Below are 15,080 nucleotides of genomic sequence, written 5' to 3' on the forward strand. Positions count from 1 at the left end.
CGTGGCGGGCTAGCCGAGGCGGGGCTGGGTGCCGGGGCGCAGTTCGACGCGGATGTCGTCGTCGTCCTTGATGACGTACGTCGGGTCGGTGCTCTTGCGCCAGTCCAGCGGCAGTACGTAGTAGCGCTGGTCGCGTTCGACGAGCAGGCGCAGGCCGCTGTAGCGGTAGCGGTAGTGGGTGCCTCGGCCGAGGTCCTCCACGGCGGGTCCCGGCGGGGCGAAGCTGAGGCGTTCGGTGCTGAGGACGACCACGGCCACCCGGCGCACGAGCTGGTCGGCGTCGTGGTGGGCGTCGTGGCGGCCTCGGTCCCCGGCGAGCAGGGCCACGGCCCAGATCAGGAAGAGGCCCGCGGCCAGGAGCGAGGCGGTGCGCCGCCACGGCGGCGGGGGTGCGGCGCCCGCGGGCGTGGCGGCGCGGGTGTGGCCGAGCAGGAGGCCCGCCGCGACGAGCAGCGGGGCCGACCAGGCGTACGGCTGTATCCACCGCCACAGCAGCAGCAAGGCGGCTCCGGCGGCGATGAGGACGGGGTGGGCCCGCGCCACCGCCCGCCCGGCCTCGCGCAGTCGGCGCACCTGGTGTGGGGGGACGCGCAGGGCCGTGAGGAGCCGGGGCAGGTAGGGGACGAGGAGGGTCAGGACGAGGACTTCCAGGGCGGGCAGGGCGGCGAGGCTCAGGCTGCGGACGACCAGTTCGAAGGTGTCGAAGCCGACGGCGAAGCTGTCGAGGTGGAAGTAGCCGAAGTAGGCGTTGGTGTAGATGTAGCCCGCGTAGAGCATGAGGGCGCCGGCGAACGAGGCCGCGCCGACGACGGAGTTGATGAGTTCGGCGGGGCTCCCGGCGGGATGTTCCGGCGGGGGGCTCGGGGGACGGGTGCGGACGCGGGCGGCCCGTCGTACGGCGGGAGAACGCCCCGCGCCCGGTGCTCGCGGCACTCGGGGCGCCCGCACCGCACGGCCCACGGTCAGGTCCCCTCGGGCGAGGCGCTGCCGCTGCCCGGCGCGACGTGTGACGCCGCCGGGCTCGTCCCGGGTGGTGGTGTCACCGGATCGGGAGTGCCCGGCGGCCACGGGCACCGCTCCCCGTCGGATTCCGGAGTCGCGCCCGGACTGCACTCCGGAGGGATTGCGGGCGTCGACCCGGTGACCCCCGGCCCGGGCGCCCCGGCCGGACCCGTGTCCGTCGGCGGCGGCTTGACCGGCGGCACCCCGGGGTCGCCGCCCCCTTGGGACCCACCGCTGTCCTGGGCGCCGGGCGCGGTGGCGGACCCGCTGGGGCCCGCCTGCGACGTGGGCGCGCCCGAGGTCGCCCCTGGCCGCCCCGGCACCTTCCCTCCGGGCCCGTCGGAGTGGCCGCACGCGGCGGCTCCGAGGCCCAGGACCACCACGACGACGGCTGTGCGTACGGCTCCGCCGCCCCCGGACACGATCCCCTGGCGTAAGCGCATCGTTCCCCCTCACACCGGAACGTCCTCACAGTGTGTGAGCGCAGGATGGCACCGGTCGCGGGGGCTGCCCAGATCCAGGACACGAATTCACCCCTGAGCGCCCCGAGTTGAGGCATGGCGCGAGGCCCGCCGCGCTGCTACCCGACGGCTTCCCGCGGTCCGGCGCCCTCCCGCTGCCCGACGGCCTCCCCCTGCCCCGCGTCGAACCGGCTGCGGGCCGTCTCGATCTCCGTCATGTACCGGTGCGTCCAGTCGCACATGGCGTCGATGGCGCGGAGCAGCGCCGTGCCCGCCTCGGTGAGGCGGTACTCGACGCGGGGCGGCACGGTGGGGTGGACGGTGCGGTGGACCACGCCGTCGCGTTCGAGGCCGCGCAGGGTCTGGGTGAGCATCTTGTGGCTGATGCCGTCGACGGTCGAGCGCAGTTCGGTGAAGCGCAGGGTGCGCTCGCCGAGGGCGCTGACGATGAGGATGGCCCACTTGTTGGCGAGGCCGATGAAGACCTCGCGGGCGAGCGCGTCGGTGCGTGCCACCTCCGCCGCGTCGGCGCCGCCCTCGATCTGCCGGAAGCTCATGGGATTCCCCTCCCATCGGAACATGCCTGCGTGTCACCGCGAGCGTACGTCGAGAGGGGGGCCGGGGCCGCCGGGCGCGGGCCCACAGGGCACCATGGGCGGTCGCAACGATCAGAGCGCCGTGGCGGACACGGCGTGGAACCACGGGGAAGCACATGAGCACTCTGCGCGCGCAGCGCAAGAACCACCGGTCTCTCGGTCTGGCGGCCCTCGGCCTGGCCACCGCCCTCGCGGTGACCGCCTGCGGCCCGTCCGAAGACTCGGACAAGGACGGGAAGCCCGGCGCGTCGAAGGCCGCCGACGAGGCGCCGAAGAACCTGAAGCTCGGCCAGCCCGGCCCGGTGCAGGAGATCACCAGCTACAAGAAGACCGGCAAGTTCTCGATCACGCCCACGAAGGTGTCCCTCGGCAAGCCCGAGGACCTCAAGGAGCTGGACGACCCGAAGAAGTACAAGGACAAGAAGGTCGCCTGGATCTATGTGAAGGCCAAGCACGTCGGCGGCCCCGACATCAAGGAGGCCAAGCCGATGAGCGACGTCGGCGCCGAGACCGACGCGGGCGCGCCCGCGACCCGGTTCATCGTCATCGGCGCGCTCGCCAGCACGCCGAAGGACTGCAAGCTCCTCAACGGCGCCGAGAAGCTGGGCAGCGACGACATCTGGAAGAAGGGCGAGGAGCGCACCGTGTGCGAGCCGTACCTGATCCCGGCGACCGCGAAGGTCAAGAGCGTCACGTACTCGCAGGGCTTCTACAAGGAGCCCATCAAGTGGGCCGTGCGGTAACACCGCGAAGCAACAGCGGGGTCCCGAGCAGAAGCAGGCCCGCCGCGGCGACGGCCGTGCGCGGGCCCGCGACCGTGGCGAGCAGCCCCCAGAGGGCGGTCAGCGCGGCGACCGTCGCCTTGCTGGTGACGGACCACGCCGACAGGGTGCGGGCGATCCGGTCGGGCGGGGTCCGCTCCAGGCGGTACGTGGCGTACACCGGGTTGAAGACGCCCATGCAGGTGATCAGGCCGAACTCGACGGCCATGACGAGGGCGAGCCCGGTCGGCCCCGGGTGGACGAAGGCCAGGCCGAGGGACCAGCAGGCGCGCAGCGTCCCGACGGTGCGCAGGACGGCCCGCTCGCCGTGGCGCCGGACGACGGCGGGGGAGAGGCGCGCGCCGACGAGCCCGCCGAGGCACGGCAGCGCGAACGCCAGGCCGTATTGCCAGGGGGCGAAGCCGAGCGGTCCGAGCATGAGGACGGCGAGCGGCGGGGCTGCCGCCATGATCAGCCCGCTGACCAGGACGGTGTTGAGGAACAGGGGCCGCAGGTCCGGGTGGGCGAGGATGAACCGCCAGCCGTCGGCGAGGTCGCGGGCGCGCAGGCGGGGCGGCCCGCTCTCCGTGGCGCCGGGCCCGTTCGCGTTCGTACGCGAGGTCGCGGCCGTACGCGATGCCGTGGCCGCAGGCCGCGCCTCGCCCCCGCCGATCGCCCGGATCCCCACCGCCGACAGCAGATAGCTGACCGCGTCCGCGGCCACCGTCACGACCGGCCCGAACGCGCCCACCGCCGCCCCGCCGAGCGGTGGCCCGAGCGCGGTCGCGGTCCAGGACGTGGACTCCAGGCGGCCGTTGGCGGTGAGGAGGCCCGCCGGGGGGACGAGCGCCTTCAGGCAGGCGCCTGCGGCGGAGCTGAAGGCGATGTCGGCGGCGGCGACGACCACCGCCACAACCAGGAGATGGGTGAAGGTGAGACGGCCGAGGGCGTAGGCGGCGGGCACGGTGAGCAGGGCCCCGCACCGGACCAGGTCGGCCGCGATCATCACGGGCCGCTTGCGCCGGTACTCCACCCAGGGCCCGAGCGGCACGGCCACCGCCGCGCCCACCGCGAGCCCGGCGGCGGAGAGCAGCGCCACCTGCCCCGTCCCGGCGTGCAGGACGAGCACCGCGATGAGCGCGAACGCGTCGAAGGCGAACCGGGTCCCGAAGGAGCTGATCGCGTACGCGGCCCACAGCCACCGGAACCCGCGCCCCAGCGAGACCCGCTCGCGCACCGCCTCGACCACTCCGAGCATCCCCTTCGCCGCCGACCCGACCCCTGTCACCGCCGACCCGGCCACCGTCACCGCCGACCCGACCGCCTCCGCCGACCGGCATCAAAACGAGGCACCCCACCCCGGGGCAAACAACCGCCCGCCCCCGCCGCACAACGCCCGGTTGTGTCCTTAGGGTGTCGGCGTGGATCTCAACGCCGTACGCACGTTCCTCGCCGCCGCCGAGTCCGGACAGTTCCAGGAGGCCGCCGTCGATCTCGGGATCACGCAGCAGGCGGTGTCCAAGCGGGTGGCCGCGCTGGAGAAGGAGCTGGGGGTGCGGCTGTTCGACCGGATGCCCCGGGGCGCCCGGCTCACCATCGACGGGCAGGCGTTCCTGCCGCACGCACGGGCGCTGGTGCTCGCCGAGGAGCGGGCGACGGCGTCGGTGCGGCCAGGGAAGCGGCCGCTGCGCGTGGACGTGGTGGGGCGCCGGGTCGCGACGGCCGGTCTGGTGCGGGACTTCCACCGGGCACACCCGGAGATCGAGTTGGACATCGTGACGTTGTACGGCGTGGACGCGGCCGTGGCGGCGCTGCAGTCGGGCGAGATCGACGCGACGTTCCGCGCGGTCACGATGCCGGGGCGGCGGCTTTTGGACGGCATCGAGGCCATGCCCGTACTGGACGAGCCGATGCAGCTGTTCACGGGCCCGGCGCACGAGTTCGCCGCCGAGAGCGCGATCGCCCCGGAGCGACTCGCGGGGCAGCGGATCTGGATGCCGGGCAACGAGGCGGGCACGGAGTGGGCGGCGTACTACGACGCGCTCGCGGCGACGTTCGGCTGTGTGATCGAGACGCTGGGCCGCCCGAACTTCGGCATCGAGTACCTCCTGGACACGATCGCGGAGTCGTCGACGCTCGCGACGTTCCTCAGCGAGCGGACACCGCTGGTCTGGCCCGCCGGGCACGATCTGCGCCTGATCCCGCTGCGCGACCCGACGCCGGTGTACCCGCACTCGCTGCTCTGGTACGGCACCAATCCGCACCCCGGCCTCGCGGTGCTCCGCGACCACCTGGCCGCCGCGGGGCTCGCCCACGACGGCACGGACACATGGCGGCCGACGTGGGCGAGGTGAGGGGAGGGCCGCGCCCTCAGCCCAGGAAGCACGCCGATACGTAGCCGACGACGCCGGTGCGCTTGTTCTGGACGAGCTGCCAGGCGACGGTGCTGCTGCCGTCCGGGCACTGGACGCGCGGGCCCGAGTCGGCCTGGTACCAGTACGCGCAGTCGCCCTGGTTGGCCCAGCCGACGTGGCTGCCGCCGGGCTTGTTGCGCATGTGGATGTTGGTGCCCTTGAAGTCGGTGTGGGGGCCGCCGTGCTCGCAGGCGGCGCGGGGCTGGGCGGCGGCCGGGGTGGTGGGCGCGGCTGCGACCGCGTGCCCGCTGGTGAACGGGACCATCAGCAGCGCGGCGCTCGCCACCGCCAGGGCGGCCGTCCTCTTGGTTCGCTTCATCATGAACGCAACGGTCCCGAACGGGAGCGGGCTCCTCAAGAAGGCGCGCCCCGATAGTGGTCCGCGATCTCGTCCGAGGTGGTCACCCACACCCCCGGGTGGTTGACGACGTACTCCAGGGCCTGGTCCAGGTACTTGGCACGGAAGGCCTGGCCGATGACGAAGGGGTGCAGGGCGAGGGCCATCACGCGCCCACTGTCGGCCGCGTCCGCGTCGGCGTGGAGCTGGTCGAGCTGGTCCTTGACGATCTGGACGAAGTCGGGGCCGGTCATGCTGTGGCCGACGAAGAGGTTGATGTCGTTGAGTTCGACGGAGTAGGGGACGCCGAACATGCCGGGGACGTTCAGGTCGAAGGGCTGGTCGTCGTTCGTCCAGTCGAGGACGTAGTCGAGGCCGAGTTCCTTGATGAGGTGTGGGGTCCGGAAGGTCTCCGTGAGGGCGGGCCCCATCCACCCGCGCGGCCGCGTCCCCGTGGTCCGCTCGATGGTCTCCACGACGTCCGTCAGGTACTTCCGCTCCTCGTCCTCCCCCATCTCCGCCTGGAAGATCGAGTTGTTCTTGCCGTGCGCGAGCCAGGCCCAGTCGCGTTCGCGCCCCGCCTGGATGATCTGCGGATAGCGGTCGCCCACATCGGAGTTGAGCAGCACGCTGGCCCGGATCCGGTGCTTGTCGAGGGTCTCCAAGGTGCGCCAGAAGCCCACGCGCGGCCCGTAGTCCCGCCAGCCGTAGTTCAGCGGGTCCGGGGTGAGGTGCGCGGTGCCGGGGAACGTCGACGTCGACGGCTTGTCGACCTCGTAGTGCTCGATGTTGAGCCCCACGTAGAAGGCGACCTTGGCGCCGCCCGGCCACTGGATCGGCTCGCGCTCGACTATGGGGCTGTAGTCGTAGAGCTTGTTGTCCATCCCACTCACCTCGGGAACGCTCGCGGCGGACTGCTGTCTGCATGTCTGCTGTCCGCAGTGTCTGGTGTCTGTCGTGTGCGGGGGTGTCCCGCCCACGACAGACATCCTCAAACGTTCACACTGGTGTGAGGGTCAAATGGTCACCGCAAGTCCCCTTCCACGCCCGCGTGTACGCCCCTCACTGCACCGCCACGGTGACCTTCCACGACCGGATCACGGCCGGGCAGGCGTAGCCGGGGTCGGGGACGCAGCTGCCTCCCGCGGTGACCGTGGCGGTGCCGACGCCGTCCGCGCTCAGGTTGGCGCGGGCGCCGCCGTCCGGCATGGTGCTGCCCCCGGTCTTGCGGAGCACGTCGGGGGTGTCGCTGTCCGGGACGCTCCACGTCCACCTGACGTGGCCCTCGCGGACGGGGGCGAGCCTGACCTCGACGGTGTCCCCGGTGGCCACGGTCACGGTCCGGCCGTCGTCCGCGTTCGTGAGGACGGCCCGTCCGGCCGCCGCCCGCGCCTCGGCCTGCGCGGTGGCCGGTACGACGGCGACGGCGAACGCGGCGAGGGCGAGGCCTGCGGCCAGCGGGACGGCGCGGTACGTCGATGACTTCATGGTTTCCCCAGGGTGTGCGTGGCGGTTCGGATCGGTGAGCGCAGGCGGGAGGGCCCGCGCCCAGAGATCAGAATCGGCCGCACCCGGTCCCTGCTTGCGGCTTTCGCAAACAAACACCCTGATTGGGTGAGCTGGTGGTGTTACGTCACGGGGTGACCGTCGAGCGTCCCGCCCGCAGGGCCGCCCGCACACCCGGTGCGCCCCGAGCCGCAGCGCCCGCCCCGGCCCAGTCGGCCCCGTCGCCTGCCCTGGCCCACCCCGACCCGGATTCCCTCCGGCCCGCCTCGGCCTGTTCCCTCCGGCACTCCCCGCACCGGTCCTCCCCGGCGACGGGCCGGAACAGCGTCGGCTGCGAGTGCGGCCCCGCGCACTCCCGAAGCGCGGCGACCTGCGGCTGCGCCGGACGCGGCGGCGCGGGGTCCCTGAGCAGGGACCGGACCAGGCCGCCCGGCTTGTGGATCACCTGATGCCTGCCGGGGAGGCCCCGCCGGATCTCGTCCCGTACGTCTTCTGGCCGGTGGCCCAGCGCCAGCCACTGCCCCGCAAGTTCGGTGAGCTGGGCCAGCATGCCTCGCGGCACGCGCAGGCGCGGGTCCAGGTCGGGAAGGCCCCGCACGATCAGGTCGGCCTGCGGCAAGTCAGCCACCAGCGGGGGAGGTTGGGGGGTGTTCTCCGGGGGTGTCGCGTCTGGATGACGGCCGACGGCCCGATCGGTCGGCCGACCGACCGCCGGAAACCGGTCACTCGGAGCGGAGTCCCGTAAGGCGGCGGCCTGCTCCGCGTCCAGCGGTACGTTCGAGAGGAGCTGGTAGGTGGCCCAGCGCCCCCGCTCGCGCTGCTCGCGCCACTCGTGGAGGTAGCCCTCGGCCTTCAGTTGCGCCTTGGCCCGGTTGAACCCGGTCCGCCCGATACCTGCGCTGCGCGCAGTGGTGGAGAGGGGTTCGGGCGCCCCGTCGGGGAGGGAGAGTTGCCAGGTCAGGAGCCGGACCGCGTCCGAGCTGAGCCGAGGATGGCGGAGGATCTCGTTCGGCACCTGGGAGAAGAAACGCGCAGGAGCGATAACATGGCGAAGCATTTTCGGTGCTCCTTCGAAGCACTGGAAGTGAAGGCCCTCGCCGCTGGCTGCAACCAGCACGGGGGCCGTTTAGCTGTGGTTACGGTACATCAACTCACGTGTACGGAACGTCACTTCGCGATGCGCGGAGAAGGTCACGCACTGTTACGTGGTATTGACGCATGGCCACAGCAGGTCGAAGGTGCATGCAACAGCGTGGAATCCGCTCGACGGAGGAGAAGGCGATGGCCCTACGCTTCCTCGGGATCTATCCCAACACCCCTGACGACGGCTCACCTACGATCTGGGTCGACGAGTCCTCCGGAGACCTCATCATCCAGTCGTGGAAGGCTGATGAGGCAACGGTGCGTCAGGCGCAGGAAGTTGGATCGGTCCCGGGACACTCTACGGACGTGCCCGACCACGAAACGGTGATCCGGCTACCCGCCAACATGCTTCAGTTCATCCCGCGCCCGGAGGTCAGCGGTGGCAACAGCGGTACGTGAGGAACTCGCGAAGGCGCAGCGCTCAGCCATGCACTTGGAGATGCGCGACAGCTACATGCTCGATGATCCCGAGTTCATCCGCTGGCGGGAAGGCCACCGTGAAGACCCCGATGACCGGGCTTCGTGGTGGCGTCCGTGGCTGGACGTTGTGCAGGAGGCCACACGGCGCGGCGTCGTGATGCGTCGCCTCCGGGTGGTCTCCGAGCCGATCAGCGACTACATCCGCTACGAGTACGACCTCACGTTCACCAACGTCGCCGCGGGGGAGATCGTCCGCTGGTTGCCGCGCTCGCGCGGACATGACCTGTTGCTGCCCGCCCTGGACGGCTGGGTGATGGACGAACAGACCGTGATCCTCCACCACTTCACGGGCGACGGCCAATGGAGCAGCACCGGCATGGAGACCTTCCACGACCCGGCGCTGGCCAAGCAGTACGCGACCGCATACGAGGCCGCGTGGCAACGGGCCATCCCCCACGAGGAGTACCGGCCCAGCTGAATCGCGCACGCCATGGCAGGCTCCCCGTCGTCCAGTGTCCAGAAGGCCCGGAAGGATCTCGCCGACCGCCTCGGCGAGATCCGCCGGGACGCAGGGCTGAGCGGCCGTGACCTCGCCGCCGCGATGGGCTGCTACCCCTCAAAGATCTCCCGCCTCCAGAACGCGACGACACCCCCATCGGCCGGCGACATCCGCGCCTGGTGCGAAGCATGCGGTGCCGCGGACCAGGCCGCGGACCTGGTTCAGTCCCTGCACGCCGTCGAGGGCATGTTCATCGAGTGGCGGCGAATGGAGCGCGCCGGCCTTCGCCGCGCACAGGAGGCGCGGCTTCCGCTGTACGCGTGCACCCGCCACTTCCGTGCGTACTCGTCCTGGCTGGTGCCCGGGCTGATCCAGACCAGGGCCTACACCACCGCCACCCTGCGCGAGATCCAGCGACGCCGCGGGCTGCCGGACGACGTGGATGAGGCCGTCGAAGCGCGCGTGGAACGCCAGCAGTTGCTGTACGCGCCAAACCGCACGTTCGCGTTCGTGGTCGAGGAGTCGGTGCTGAGGTCCGGCCCGGGCGACGCAGAGGTGATGGTCGGCCAGCTCGGCCATCTCATCGCGGTGGGCTCGTTGCCGAACGTGAGCGTCGGCGTGGTGCCGATGCGGGCAGGTCGGAGCCGGTGGGCCGCGGAGGGATTCTGGATCTATGACTCGGCACAGGTCAATGTCGAGTTGGTCTCCGGGTACCTGACCATTACGCAGGCATCCGAGGTTGCGATGTACGCGGACACCTTCGCGCAGTTCGTCGACCTCGCCTTGTACGGGGCGGACGCCCGTGCCCTCATGGCGGAGGTCCTCCGGAGCCTCGGGTGAATCCGCGTGGAATCTCGTGGAACTTCCTGGAAGCCGCTGACGCAGCGCCCTTACGTTCCGTAGCAGCGGCATGCCGCACTCGGCCATGAACATCGACTCCGCGGCCGAGCAGCCCACTCCAGCGGAGGCCCGTGAGGATGAACACGCAGGCGGAGAACAGATTGATCGCCGACTGGCTCGCACTGGCACACCCGCTGCCGGATCGGGCACGTCGCGAATGGGCGGACAGTCACGTGGCGCTGATCCCTCTCGGGCGACGCTTCGACGCGATTCGCGTACCCGCCGAGCGCATCCATGCCGCAGTGGGCAGCAACGAGCAGGAAGTCGTGGCCGCAGCGCTGACCGACTGGCTGCAAGGTCCGGTCGTCCGAGACCTCCGTAGCAGCCACGGCCCCTACTACGTGCTCGTGGCCCCGAGCGCCGAATGGAATGGCGACGAGGAGCGGCTCAGCGCCGGTGCGTACCTCGGCGTCCCCCAGGATCGAGCTGACCGTGGCGGAGGACGGCGTGCTGCGGATCGGGCTGTGGATCGGCTGCTGGTCAGCCGTGCGTTGTCACTGCCCCCTCCTAAGCTCTGCGTCATGCGTGAGTTCTTCGAGGTGGGTGGGCGGAAGCTGTCGTATCTGGACTTCGGTGGTCCGGGGAGGCCGCTTCTGGCGCTGCACGGGCACTACAACGAAGCGTCGGCGTTCGGGGCGCTCGCGGAGGCGTTGGCGCCGCGGTGGCGGGTGATCGCGCTCGATCAGCGCGGTCATGGGGAGTCCGACCGTGCCCCCGGCTACGAGCGGGACGACTACGTAGCCGATCTCGTCGCCTTCCACCGGCACCTGGGAGTCGGCCCCGTGCCGTTGCTGGGGCACTCCCTGGGTGGCGTGAACGCCTACCAGTTCGCCGCCCGGCATCCGGACAAGGTCAGCTCGCTGATCGTGGAGGACATCGGCGCGGACGTCGACTGCGACTGGTCGTTCACCACGCGCCTTCCCGCCCACGCACCATCGCGCGAGGCGCTGGTCGCGGCTCTGGGCACGGCGGCGCCCTACCTGGAATGCGCCTTCCGGCAGGCGGGCCAGGGTTGGGGCTTCTCGTTCGGCATCGATGACACCGTGCTGTCCCAGAAGGCGCTCAACGGTGATCACTGGGAGGACTGGACGGCGGTGTCCTGCCCCACCCTGCTGATCCGTGGCACGCGTAGCGAGGAGTTGGCGGGCGATCACGCCAGGGAGATGGTCACCCGCCGTGCCGGTCGGGCGCGCCTGGTCGAGCTGGCCGCCGGTCACGTGGTCCATCACGACGCTCCGGACCAGTTCGCCGCCGAGGTCGCCGCGTTTCTGGCCGGGCCCCGCTGAGGGTTCTTGGAGTGGCGGCCGGGTCCTGGTGGCCCTAGCCGCAAGGCCTGAGCGTGGCCACCGTCCGCTTGCCATGCGCACCCTTGAGTCGTCGCGCGACCAGGTTGACGATGCGCCTCACGCGGGATGGCAGACTGCACAGATGATCGATGATCTTCCTGCTGGCCTGATGGCTCGGCACCCTGCCGATGACGACCATCTCCGCGTGCTCGCCGTACTGGACGCGTGGTGGGGCGGCCTCAAAGGAGAGGCGGGGGCGACGGAACGTGCATTGCTGCTGCCCCAGCTGTACTTCCAGCACTTCACCACCACCAGTTTCCTGGTTGAACGCGGCGGTGGCGAGCTCGCCGCCTTCCTCGTGGGCTTCCTGTCGCAGACAGATCCCGAAACCGCCTATGTGCACTTTGTCGGCGTCGACCCGGCGCTGCATGGGCAGGGTGTCGGGCGCGCCCTTTACCGGGCCTTCTTCGAGCTCGCCCGGTCAAATGGGCGCCGTTACGTGAACTGCATCACCAGCCCGGAGAACACGGCGTCGCAGGCATTTCACACCCGGCTGGGTTTCACGGCCTCGGGAGTGAAGCCGGACTACGACGGCCCCGGACTCGACCGGGTGGCGTTCACCATCGAGCTTTCCACTGATCCGGTGACCACCCCCTAGATCAACGAGGTCCCGGTTCATCGCCAGGGGCCCGCCAACTGCGGTGACCCACTGTCACATTCGCGGCCAGTTCGTCGAGCGCCCTGAGGCAGCCAGCGGTGGCCTAGCCGATGGAGAAGGTGGCGCTGGGGGCGGCGTAGTCGACGGGACCGTCGAACCGCGCCGAGGCACGCGCCACCGCTTGCTGCGGCGTGAGAGCGCGGCCGACGTGTGTGACGATCAGTCGGCCCGCCCCGGCCGAGCCGGCTGTGTCGCCGGTGTCCTCGGGCGTGTGGTGCACCTGTTCGCCCTCGACTGGTGCCTCTGCGCTATCGGCTTCGCACAGCAGTACGTCGCATCCCTCGGCCAGCTCCGTGAGACTCGGGCACGGTGCCGTGTCTCCGGAGTACACCAGCGACTTGCCTGCCGCCTCGATGCGCACGGCGAAGGCCGGAATGCCGTGCGACACCGCCCGGCTGGTCAGCCGCAGCGAACCAACGGCCGCCTGATGCCCGTCGTACAGATCGGTGACTGCGAAAGCGGCTTCGATCGGGCTGCGAGCCGAAGTGTTGGTGAGAAAGCCGGCCAGCCGGTCGGCGATTCCAGGCGGACCGTAGAGAGGAATCGGCGCTGCGAGGCGGACGTCCGCGTACAGGGCGCCGTAGTACGCGGTGAGCAGGTCCGCGCTGTGATCGGCGTGCAGATGCGAGATCCAGATCGCATCGAGCTCATCCAGCCGCACATGACGCTGGAGCGGGCCGAGCGTCCCGCTGCCCGCGTCCACCCAGATACGGGTGTCCCCGCTCGACACCAGATAGCCGGAGCACGGATTGTCCACGCTCGGATAGGGCGTCGCGCTGCCCAGAACCGTCAGGTGAAGAAGCTCGGGGCTCACTTCGCGGCGCCGTGTATGAACTCCGCCCAGACGGCTGGCGTGAGGGTGAGGCGGGGGCCGTCGGGGTTCTTGGAGTCGCGGATGAGGATGGTGGTGGGGGTGGCGGCAACCTCGACGCACTCCGGCCCGTCGGCGGTGCTGTAGCTGCTCTTGACCCACTCCAGTGTCATGTCTTTCCCCGCACTTTCTCGATGAAGTCCAGTGACTCCCGGGGGCCGAGAGCCTGTGCCCGGATCATGCCATGGCGCATTTCGAGGATTTGGAGCTCGCGCGGGTCCGAGATGACTCGGCTGATGAGCTGGACTTCAAGGTGTCCGAACGTGGTCCCGCTCTTGAGTTTGAACAGGGTGAGCGGCCCGCCGAGCCCGGCGTTCTCCTCGCGGTCCAACGGTAGGACCTGAATGGTCACGTTCCGCAACTGCCCTACCTCCAACAGGTGTTCGAGCTGTCCGCGCATCACCATTGTTCCCCCGTTGGACCGTCGCAACGTCGACTCGCACTGCACAAAGCTGAAAACAGGCAGTCCCGATGTGCTGTCCACGATGCTCTGCCGGGCCATGCGGCCAGCCACGCGCCGTTCCACTTCCTCCTCCGGGAAGGGCGGTTGCCGATTCCGGACCTCGGCCTGTGCGTACTCCTCCGTCTGCAACAACCCATGGATCACCGAGTTGTTGTACGTGCACAGCTCCAGCGCCTGGGCCTCAAGCTTCGCCAGGTCCCGCACCTTCTTCGGGTACCGGACCTTCTCCGCGTCGGGCTTCAACGACACCAGGTGACCGCCCGCGTTCAGGACCTCGTCCGCCCGGTCCAGGAACTCCGGCCTCGGAATCCGCGCCCCCCGCTCCACCTTGTGGATCAGGTTCTCCCCGTACCCCATCAACTCCCCGAACTGCACCACCCGCAGCCCGGCGGCCTCCCGCCAGAACTTGATCTGGCGCCCGATGATCTCAGCGACCACGCTGGACTCGTCGTCGGAGTCGACCTCCCAACCGACCTCGTCCATGCCCTCGTTGTCGTCCAAGGCCACCTCCCGGTGGGGTCACGGGTACGTTCGGTACGGGTGGGTACACCCTCGTACAGCCACCGGACGTACAGGAATCGTCACTGTTCAGGCTAGGTGTCGGCCGCCACGCTGAGTCACGTGAACTCAGAAATCACCCGAACCGTGCGTTCCGCCGCACGGCCAGTGCACCGCTTCCGCGCTCAGCTGCCCGCCACGTGGCGCGGCGCCCGCAGGGCAAGGCTGCTCGGGACAGAGCAACTGCAAGCATGGGGACTCCCGTTCGAGGATGCGGCGCACATCCTCGCGGAGCTGGCGACGAACGCGGCGGTGTACGGGCGCGTGCCCGCGCGGGACTTCAGGATCGAGCTGACGGCGACGGAGTGCGGCGTGCTGCGGATCGAGGTGGCGGACACGCGCGGTGACCGGCTGCCGGTCGTACGGGAGCCGGACGCGGAGAACGAGTCGGGCCGGGGGCTGTTGATCGTGGACGCGCTCGCGGACCGGTGGGGCGTGGAGCTGGGGCCGGAGCCGCTGAAGACGGTGTGGGCGGAGCTGGACGGTCAACTGCCGTACGAGTGTTGGTCGTTCAGGCCTGATACTCGGTGAGGTCGATGGCGTGAACGGTCAGCGGGACACCGTACGCGGGGTGGTCCGTCTCGCGCTCCGGCGCCATGCCGAGCTTGCGGGCGACGTTCTCCGAGGCCGGGTCCCCGGTCCGCGGGACGGCGACGACGCGGTCGAGGCCGCGGTCCTGGAGGGCGAACTCCAGGGTCGCGTGGGCGGCCTCGGAGGCGTAACCCTGGCCCCAGAACTGGGGGCCGAGCCGCCACCCGATCGCCACGCCGGGCGAGACCTCGGGGAAGAACTCGGCCACGGACAGGCCCGTGAAGCCGATCAGCTCGCCGGAACCGAGCAGCTCGATGGCGAAGAGCCCGAAGCCCTCCTCGTCCCACTCCTCCTCCCACCGCTCGACGTCCTCGGCGGTGGTGTCCGCTTCGATCACGGAGCCGTCGCCGACCCACCGCATCGCCCGGGGGTCGGCGTTGATCTCCGCCATGAACGGGACGTCGTCCTCGTGCCAGTGACGGAGGAGGCGAAGGGTGTGGATCTCGGTCATACGGGCCATCCTGCCGAAGGCGCGGGCCGCGGCGTCAATCCGCGGGACGTCCGGCTCGGCCCGGAGCCGCTGAAGGCGTTCCGGTCGAGCCAGACCTCCACAA

The 15,080-nt window shown here is 70.6% G+C and carries 19 protein-coding genes; 8 read left to right on the forward strand and 11 right to left on the reverse strand.

The features are described 5' to 3' along the window. Positions 1-9: 9 nt before the first annotated feature. Both ACFVHO_RS15905 and ACFVHO_RS15910 read right to left on the reverse strand, forming a co-directional pair. Positions 10-1,068, reverse strand: a complete 1,059-nt coding sequence (locus tag ACFVHO_RS15905; RefSeq protein ID WP_385713911.1) for a hypothetical protein — start codon at positions 1,066-1,068, stop codon at positions 10-12. Positions 1,069-1,582: 514 nt separating this feature from the next. Next, complete coding sequence (locus tag ACFVHO_RS15910; protein ID WP_385713914.1) at positions 1,583-2,020, reverse strand: winged helix-turn-helix transcriptional regulator; 438 nt, start codon at positions 2,018-2,020, stop codon at positions 1,583-1,585. Between the two features lie 155 nt (positions 2,021-2,175). On the opposite strand from ACFVHO_RS15910, the gene ACFVHO_RS15915 reads away from it, so the two are divergent. Next, positions 2,176-2,802 carry a hypothetical protein gene (locus tag ACFVHO_RS15915; RefSeq protein ID WP_385713917.1) on the forward strand — a complete coding sequence of 209 codons (627 nt, stop codon included), beginning with the start codon at positions 2,176-2,178 and terminating at the stop codon, positions 2,800-2,802. Here the strand turns inward: ACFVHO_RS15915 and ACFVHO_RS15920 are convergent. Then, positions 2,783-4,078: an MFS transporter gene (locus tag ACFVHO_RS15920; protein ID WP_385714268.1), complete on the reverse strand. Its 1,296-nt coding sequence runs from the start codon at positions 4,076-4,078 to the stop codon at positions 2,783-2,785. The two genes, ACFVHO_RS15915 and ACFVHO_RS15920, sit on opposite strands and share 20 nt — an antisense overlap. Before the next feature lie 163 nt (positions 4,079-4,241). On the opposite strand from ACFVHO_RS15920, the gene ACFVHO_RS15925 reads away from it, so the two are divergent. Continuing rightward, positions 4,242-5,174: a LysR family transcriptional regulator gene (locus ACFVHO_RS15925; protein WP_385713920.1), complete on the forward strand. Its 933-nt coding sequence runs from the start codon at positions 4,242-4,244 to the stop codon at positions 5,172-5,174. Between the two features lie 16 nt (positions 5,175-5,190). Here the strand turns inward: ACFVHO_RS15925 and ACFVHO_RS15930 are convergent, their stop codons facing one another. The 4 genes from ACFVHO_RS15930 to ACFVHO_RS15945 form a co-directional block, all read right to left on the reverse strand. Next, complete coding sequence (locus ACFVHO_RS15930; protein ID WP_385713923.1) at positions 5,191-5,556, reverse strand: hypothetical protein; 366 nt, start codon at positions 5,554-5,556, stop codon at positions 5,191-5,193. Between the two features lie 32 nt (positions 5,557-5,588). Further along, complete coding sequence (locus ACFVHO_RS15935) at positions 5,589-6,455, reverse strand: polysaccharide deacetylase family protein (RefSeq protein ID WP_385713926.1); 867 nt, start codon at positions 6,453-6,455, stop codon at positions 5,589-5,591. Positions 6,456-6,633: 178 nt separating this feature from the next. Further along, positions 6,634-7,059, reverse strand: a complete 426-nt coding sequence (locus tag ACFVHO_RS15940; protein ID WP_385713929.1) for a hypothetical protein — start codon at positions 7,057-7,059, stop codon at positions 6,634-6,636. A 145-nt stretch (positions 7,060-7,204) separates the two neighbouring features. Then, positions 7,205-8,134, reverse strand: a complete 930-nt coding sequence (locus ACFVHO_RS15945; RefSeq protein ID WP_385713932.1) for a hypothetical protein — start codon at positions 8,132-8,134, stop codon at positions 7,205-7,207. 224 nt (positions 8,135-8,358) lie between these two features. Between ACFVHO_RS15945 and ACFVHO_RS15950 the strand changes: the two genes are divergently transcribed. The 5 genes from ACFVHO_RS15950 to ACFVHO_RS15970 all read left to right on the forward strand — a co-directional run bounded on the left by ACFVHO_RS15950 (position 8,359) and on the right by ACFVHO_RS15970 (position 11,983). Beyond that, positions 8,359-8,619, forward strand: a complete 261-nt coding sequence (locus tag ACFVHO_RS15950; RefSeq protein ID WP_385713935.1) for a hypothetical protein — start codon at positions 8,359-8,361, stop codon at positions 8,617-8,619. Beyond that, on the forward strand, positions 8,600-9,118 hold the full coding sequence (locus ACFVHO_RS15955; protein WP_385713938.1) for a DUF6879 family protein: 519 nt from the start codon (positions 8,600-8,602) through the stop codon (positions 9,116-9,118). The genes ACFVHO_RS15950 and ACFVHO_RS15955 overlap by 20 nt, the downstream gene beginning before the upstream one ends. 12 nt (positions 9,119-9,130) lie before the next feature. Next, on the forward strand, positions 9,131-9,979 hold the full coding sequence (locus tag ACFVHO_RS15960) for a helix-turn-helix domain-containing protein (RefSeq protein WP_385713940.1): 849 nt from the start codon (positions 9,131-9,133) through the stop codon (positions 9,977-9,979). Between the two features lie 137 nt (positions 9,980-10,116). Further along, positions 10,117-11,325 (forward strand): alpha/beta fold hydrolase, encoded by a 1,209-nt coding sequence (locus ACFVHO_RS15965; RefSeq protein ID WP_385713943.1) that lies wholly within the window; start codon positions 10,117-10,119, stop codon positions 11,323-11,325. Positions 11,326-11,467: 142 nt separating this feature from the next. Next, entirely contained in the window at positions 11,468-11,983 is a 516-nt protein-coding gene (locus ACFVHO_RS15970; RefSeq protein ID WP_385713946.1) for a GNAT family N-acetyltransferase, read from the forward strand. Between the two features lie 103 nt (positions 11,984-12,086). Here the strand turns inward: ACFVHO_RS15970 and ACFVHO_RS15975 are convergent, their stop codons facing one another. From ACFVHO_RS15975 to ACFVHO_RS15985, 3 genes are read right to left on the reverse strand one after another with little or no spacing between them, the layout of a single operon-like run. Continuing rightward, positions 12,087-12,857, reverse strand: a complete 771-nt coding sequence (locus ACFVHO_RS15975) for an MBL fold metallo-hydrolase (protein WP_385713950.1) — start codon at positions 12,855-12,857, stop codon at positions 12,087-12,089. Next, entirely contained in the window at positions 12,854-13,027 is a 174-nt protein-coding gene (locus ACFVHO_RS15980; RefSeq protein ID WP_385713953.1) for a DUF397 domain-containing protein, read from the reverse strand. Before ACFVHO_RS15980 ends, ACFVHO_RS15975 begins: the two co-directional genes overlap by 4 nt. Further along, positions 13,024-13,860 (reverse strand): helix-turn-helix domain-containing protein, encoded by an 837-nt coding sequence (locus tag ACFVHO_RS15985; RefSeq protein WP_385714271.1) that lies wholly within the window; start codon positions 13,858-13,860, stop codon positions 13,024-13,026. Before ACFVHO_RS15985 ends, ACFVHO_RS15980 begins: the two co-directional genes overlap by 4 nt. A gap of 138 nt (positions 13,861-13,998) precedes the next feature. On the opposite strand from ACFVHO_RS15985, the gene ACFVHO_RS15990 reads away from it, so the two are divergent. Then, positions 13,999-14,466 (forward strand): ATP-binding protein, encoded by a 468-nt coding sequence (locus tag ACFVHO_RS15990; protein ID WP_385713956.1) that lies wholly within the window; start codon positions 13,999-14,001, stop codon positions 14,464-14,466. Here ACFVHO_RS15990 and ACFVHO_RS15995 read toward each other — a convergent pair. Then, entirely contained in the window at positions 14,447-14,977 is a 531-nt protein-coding gene (locus ACFVHO_RS15995) for a GNAT family N-acetyltransferase (RefSeq protein ID WP_385713959.1), read from the reverse strand. The genes ACFVHO_RS15990 and ACFVHO_RS15995 overlap by 20 nt on opposite strands. Between the last annotated feature and the right edge of the window lie 103 nt (positions 14,978-15,080).

Origin of the sequence: Streptomyces sp. NPDC127108, from assembly GCF_042677545.1 — a bacterium.
Classification (GTDB): domain Bacteria; phylum Actinomycetota; class Actinomycetes; order Streptomycetales; family Streptomycetaceae; genus Streptomyces.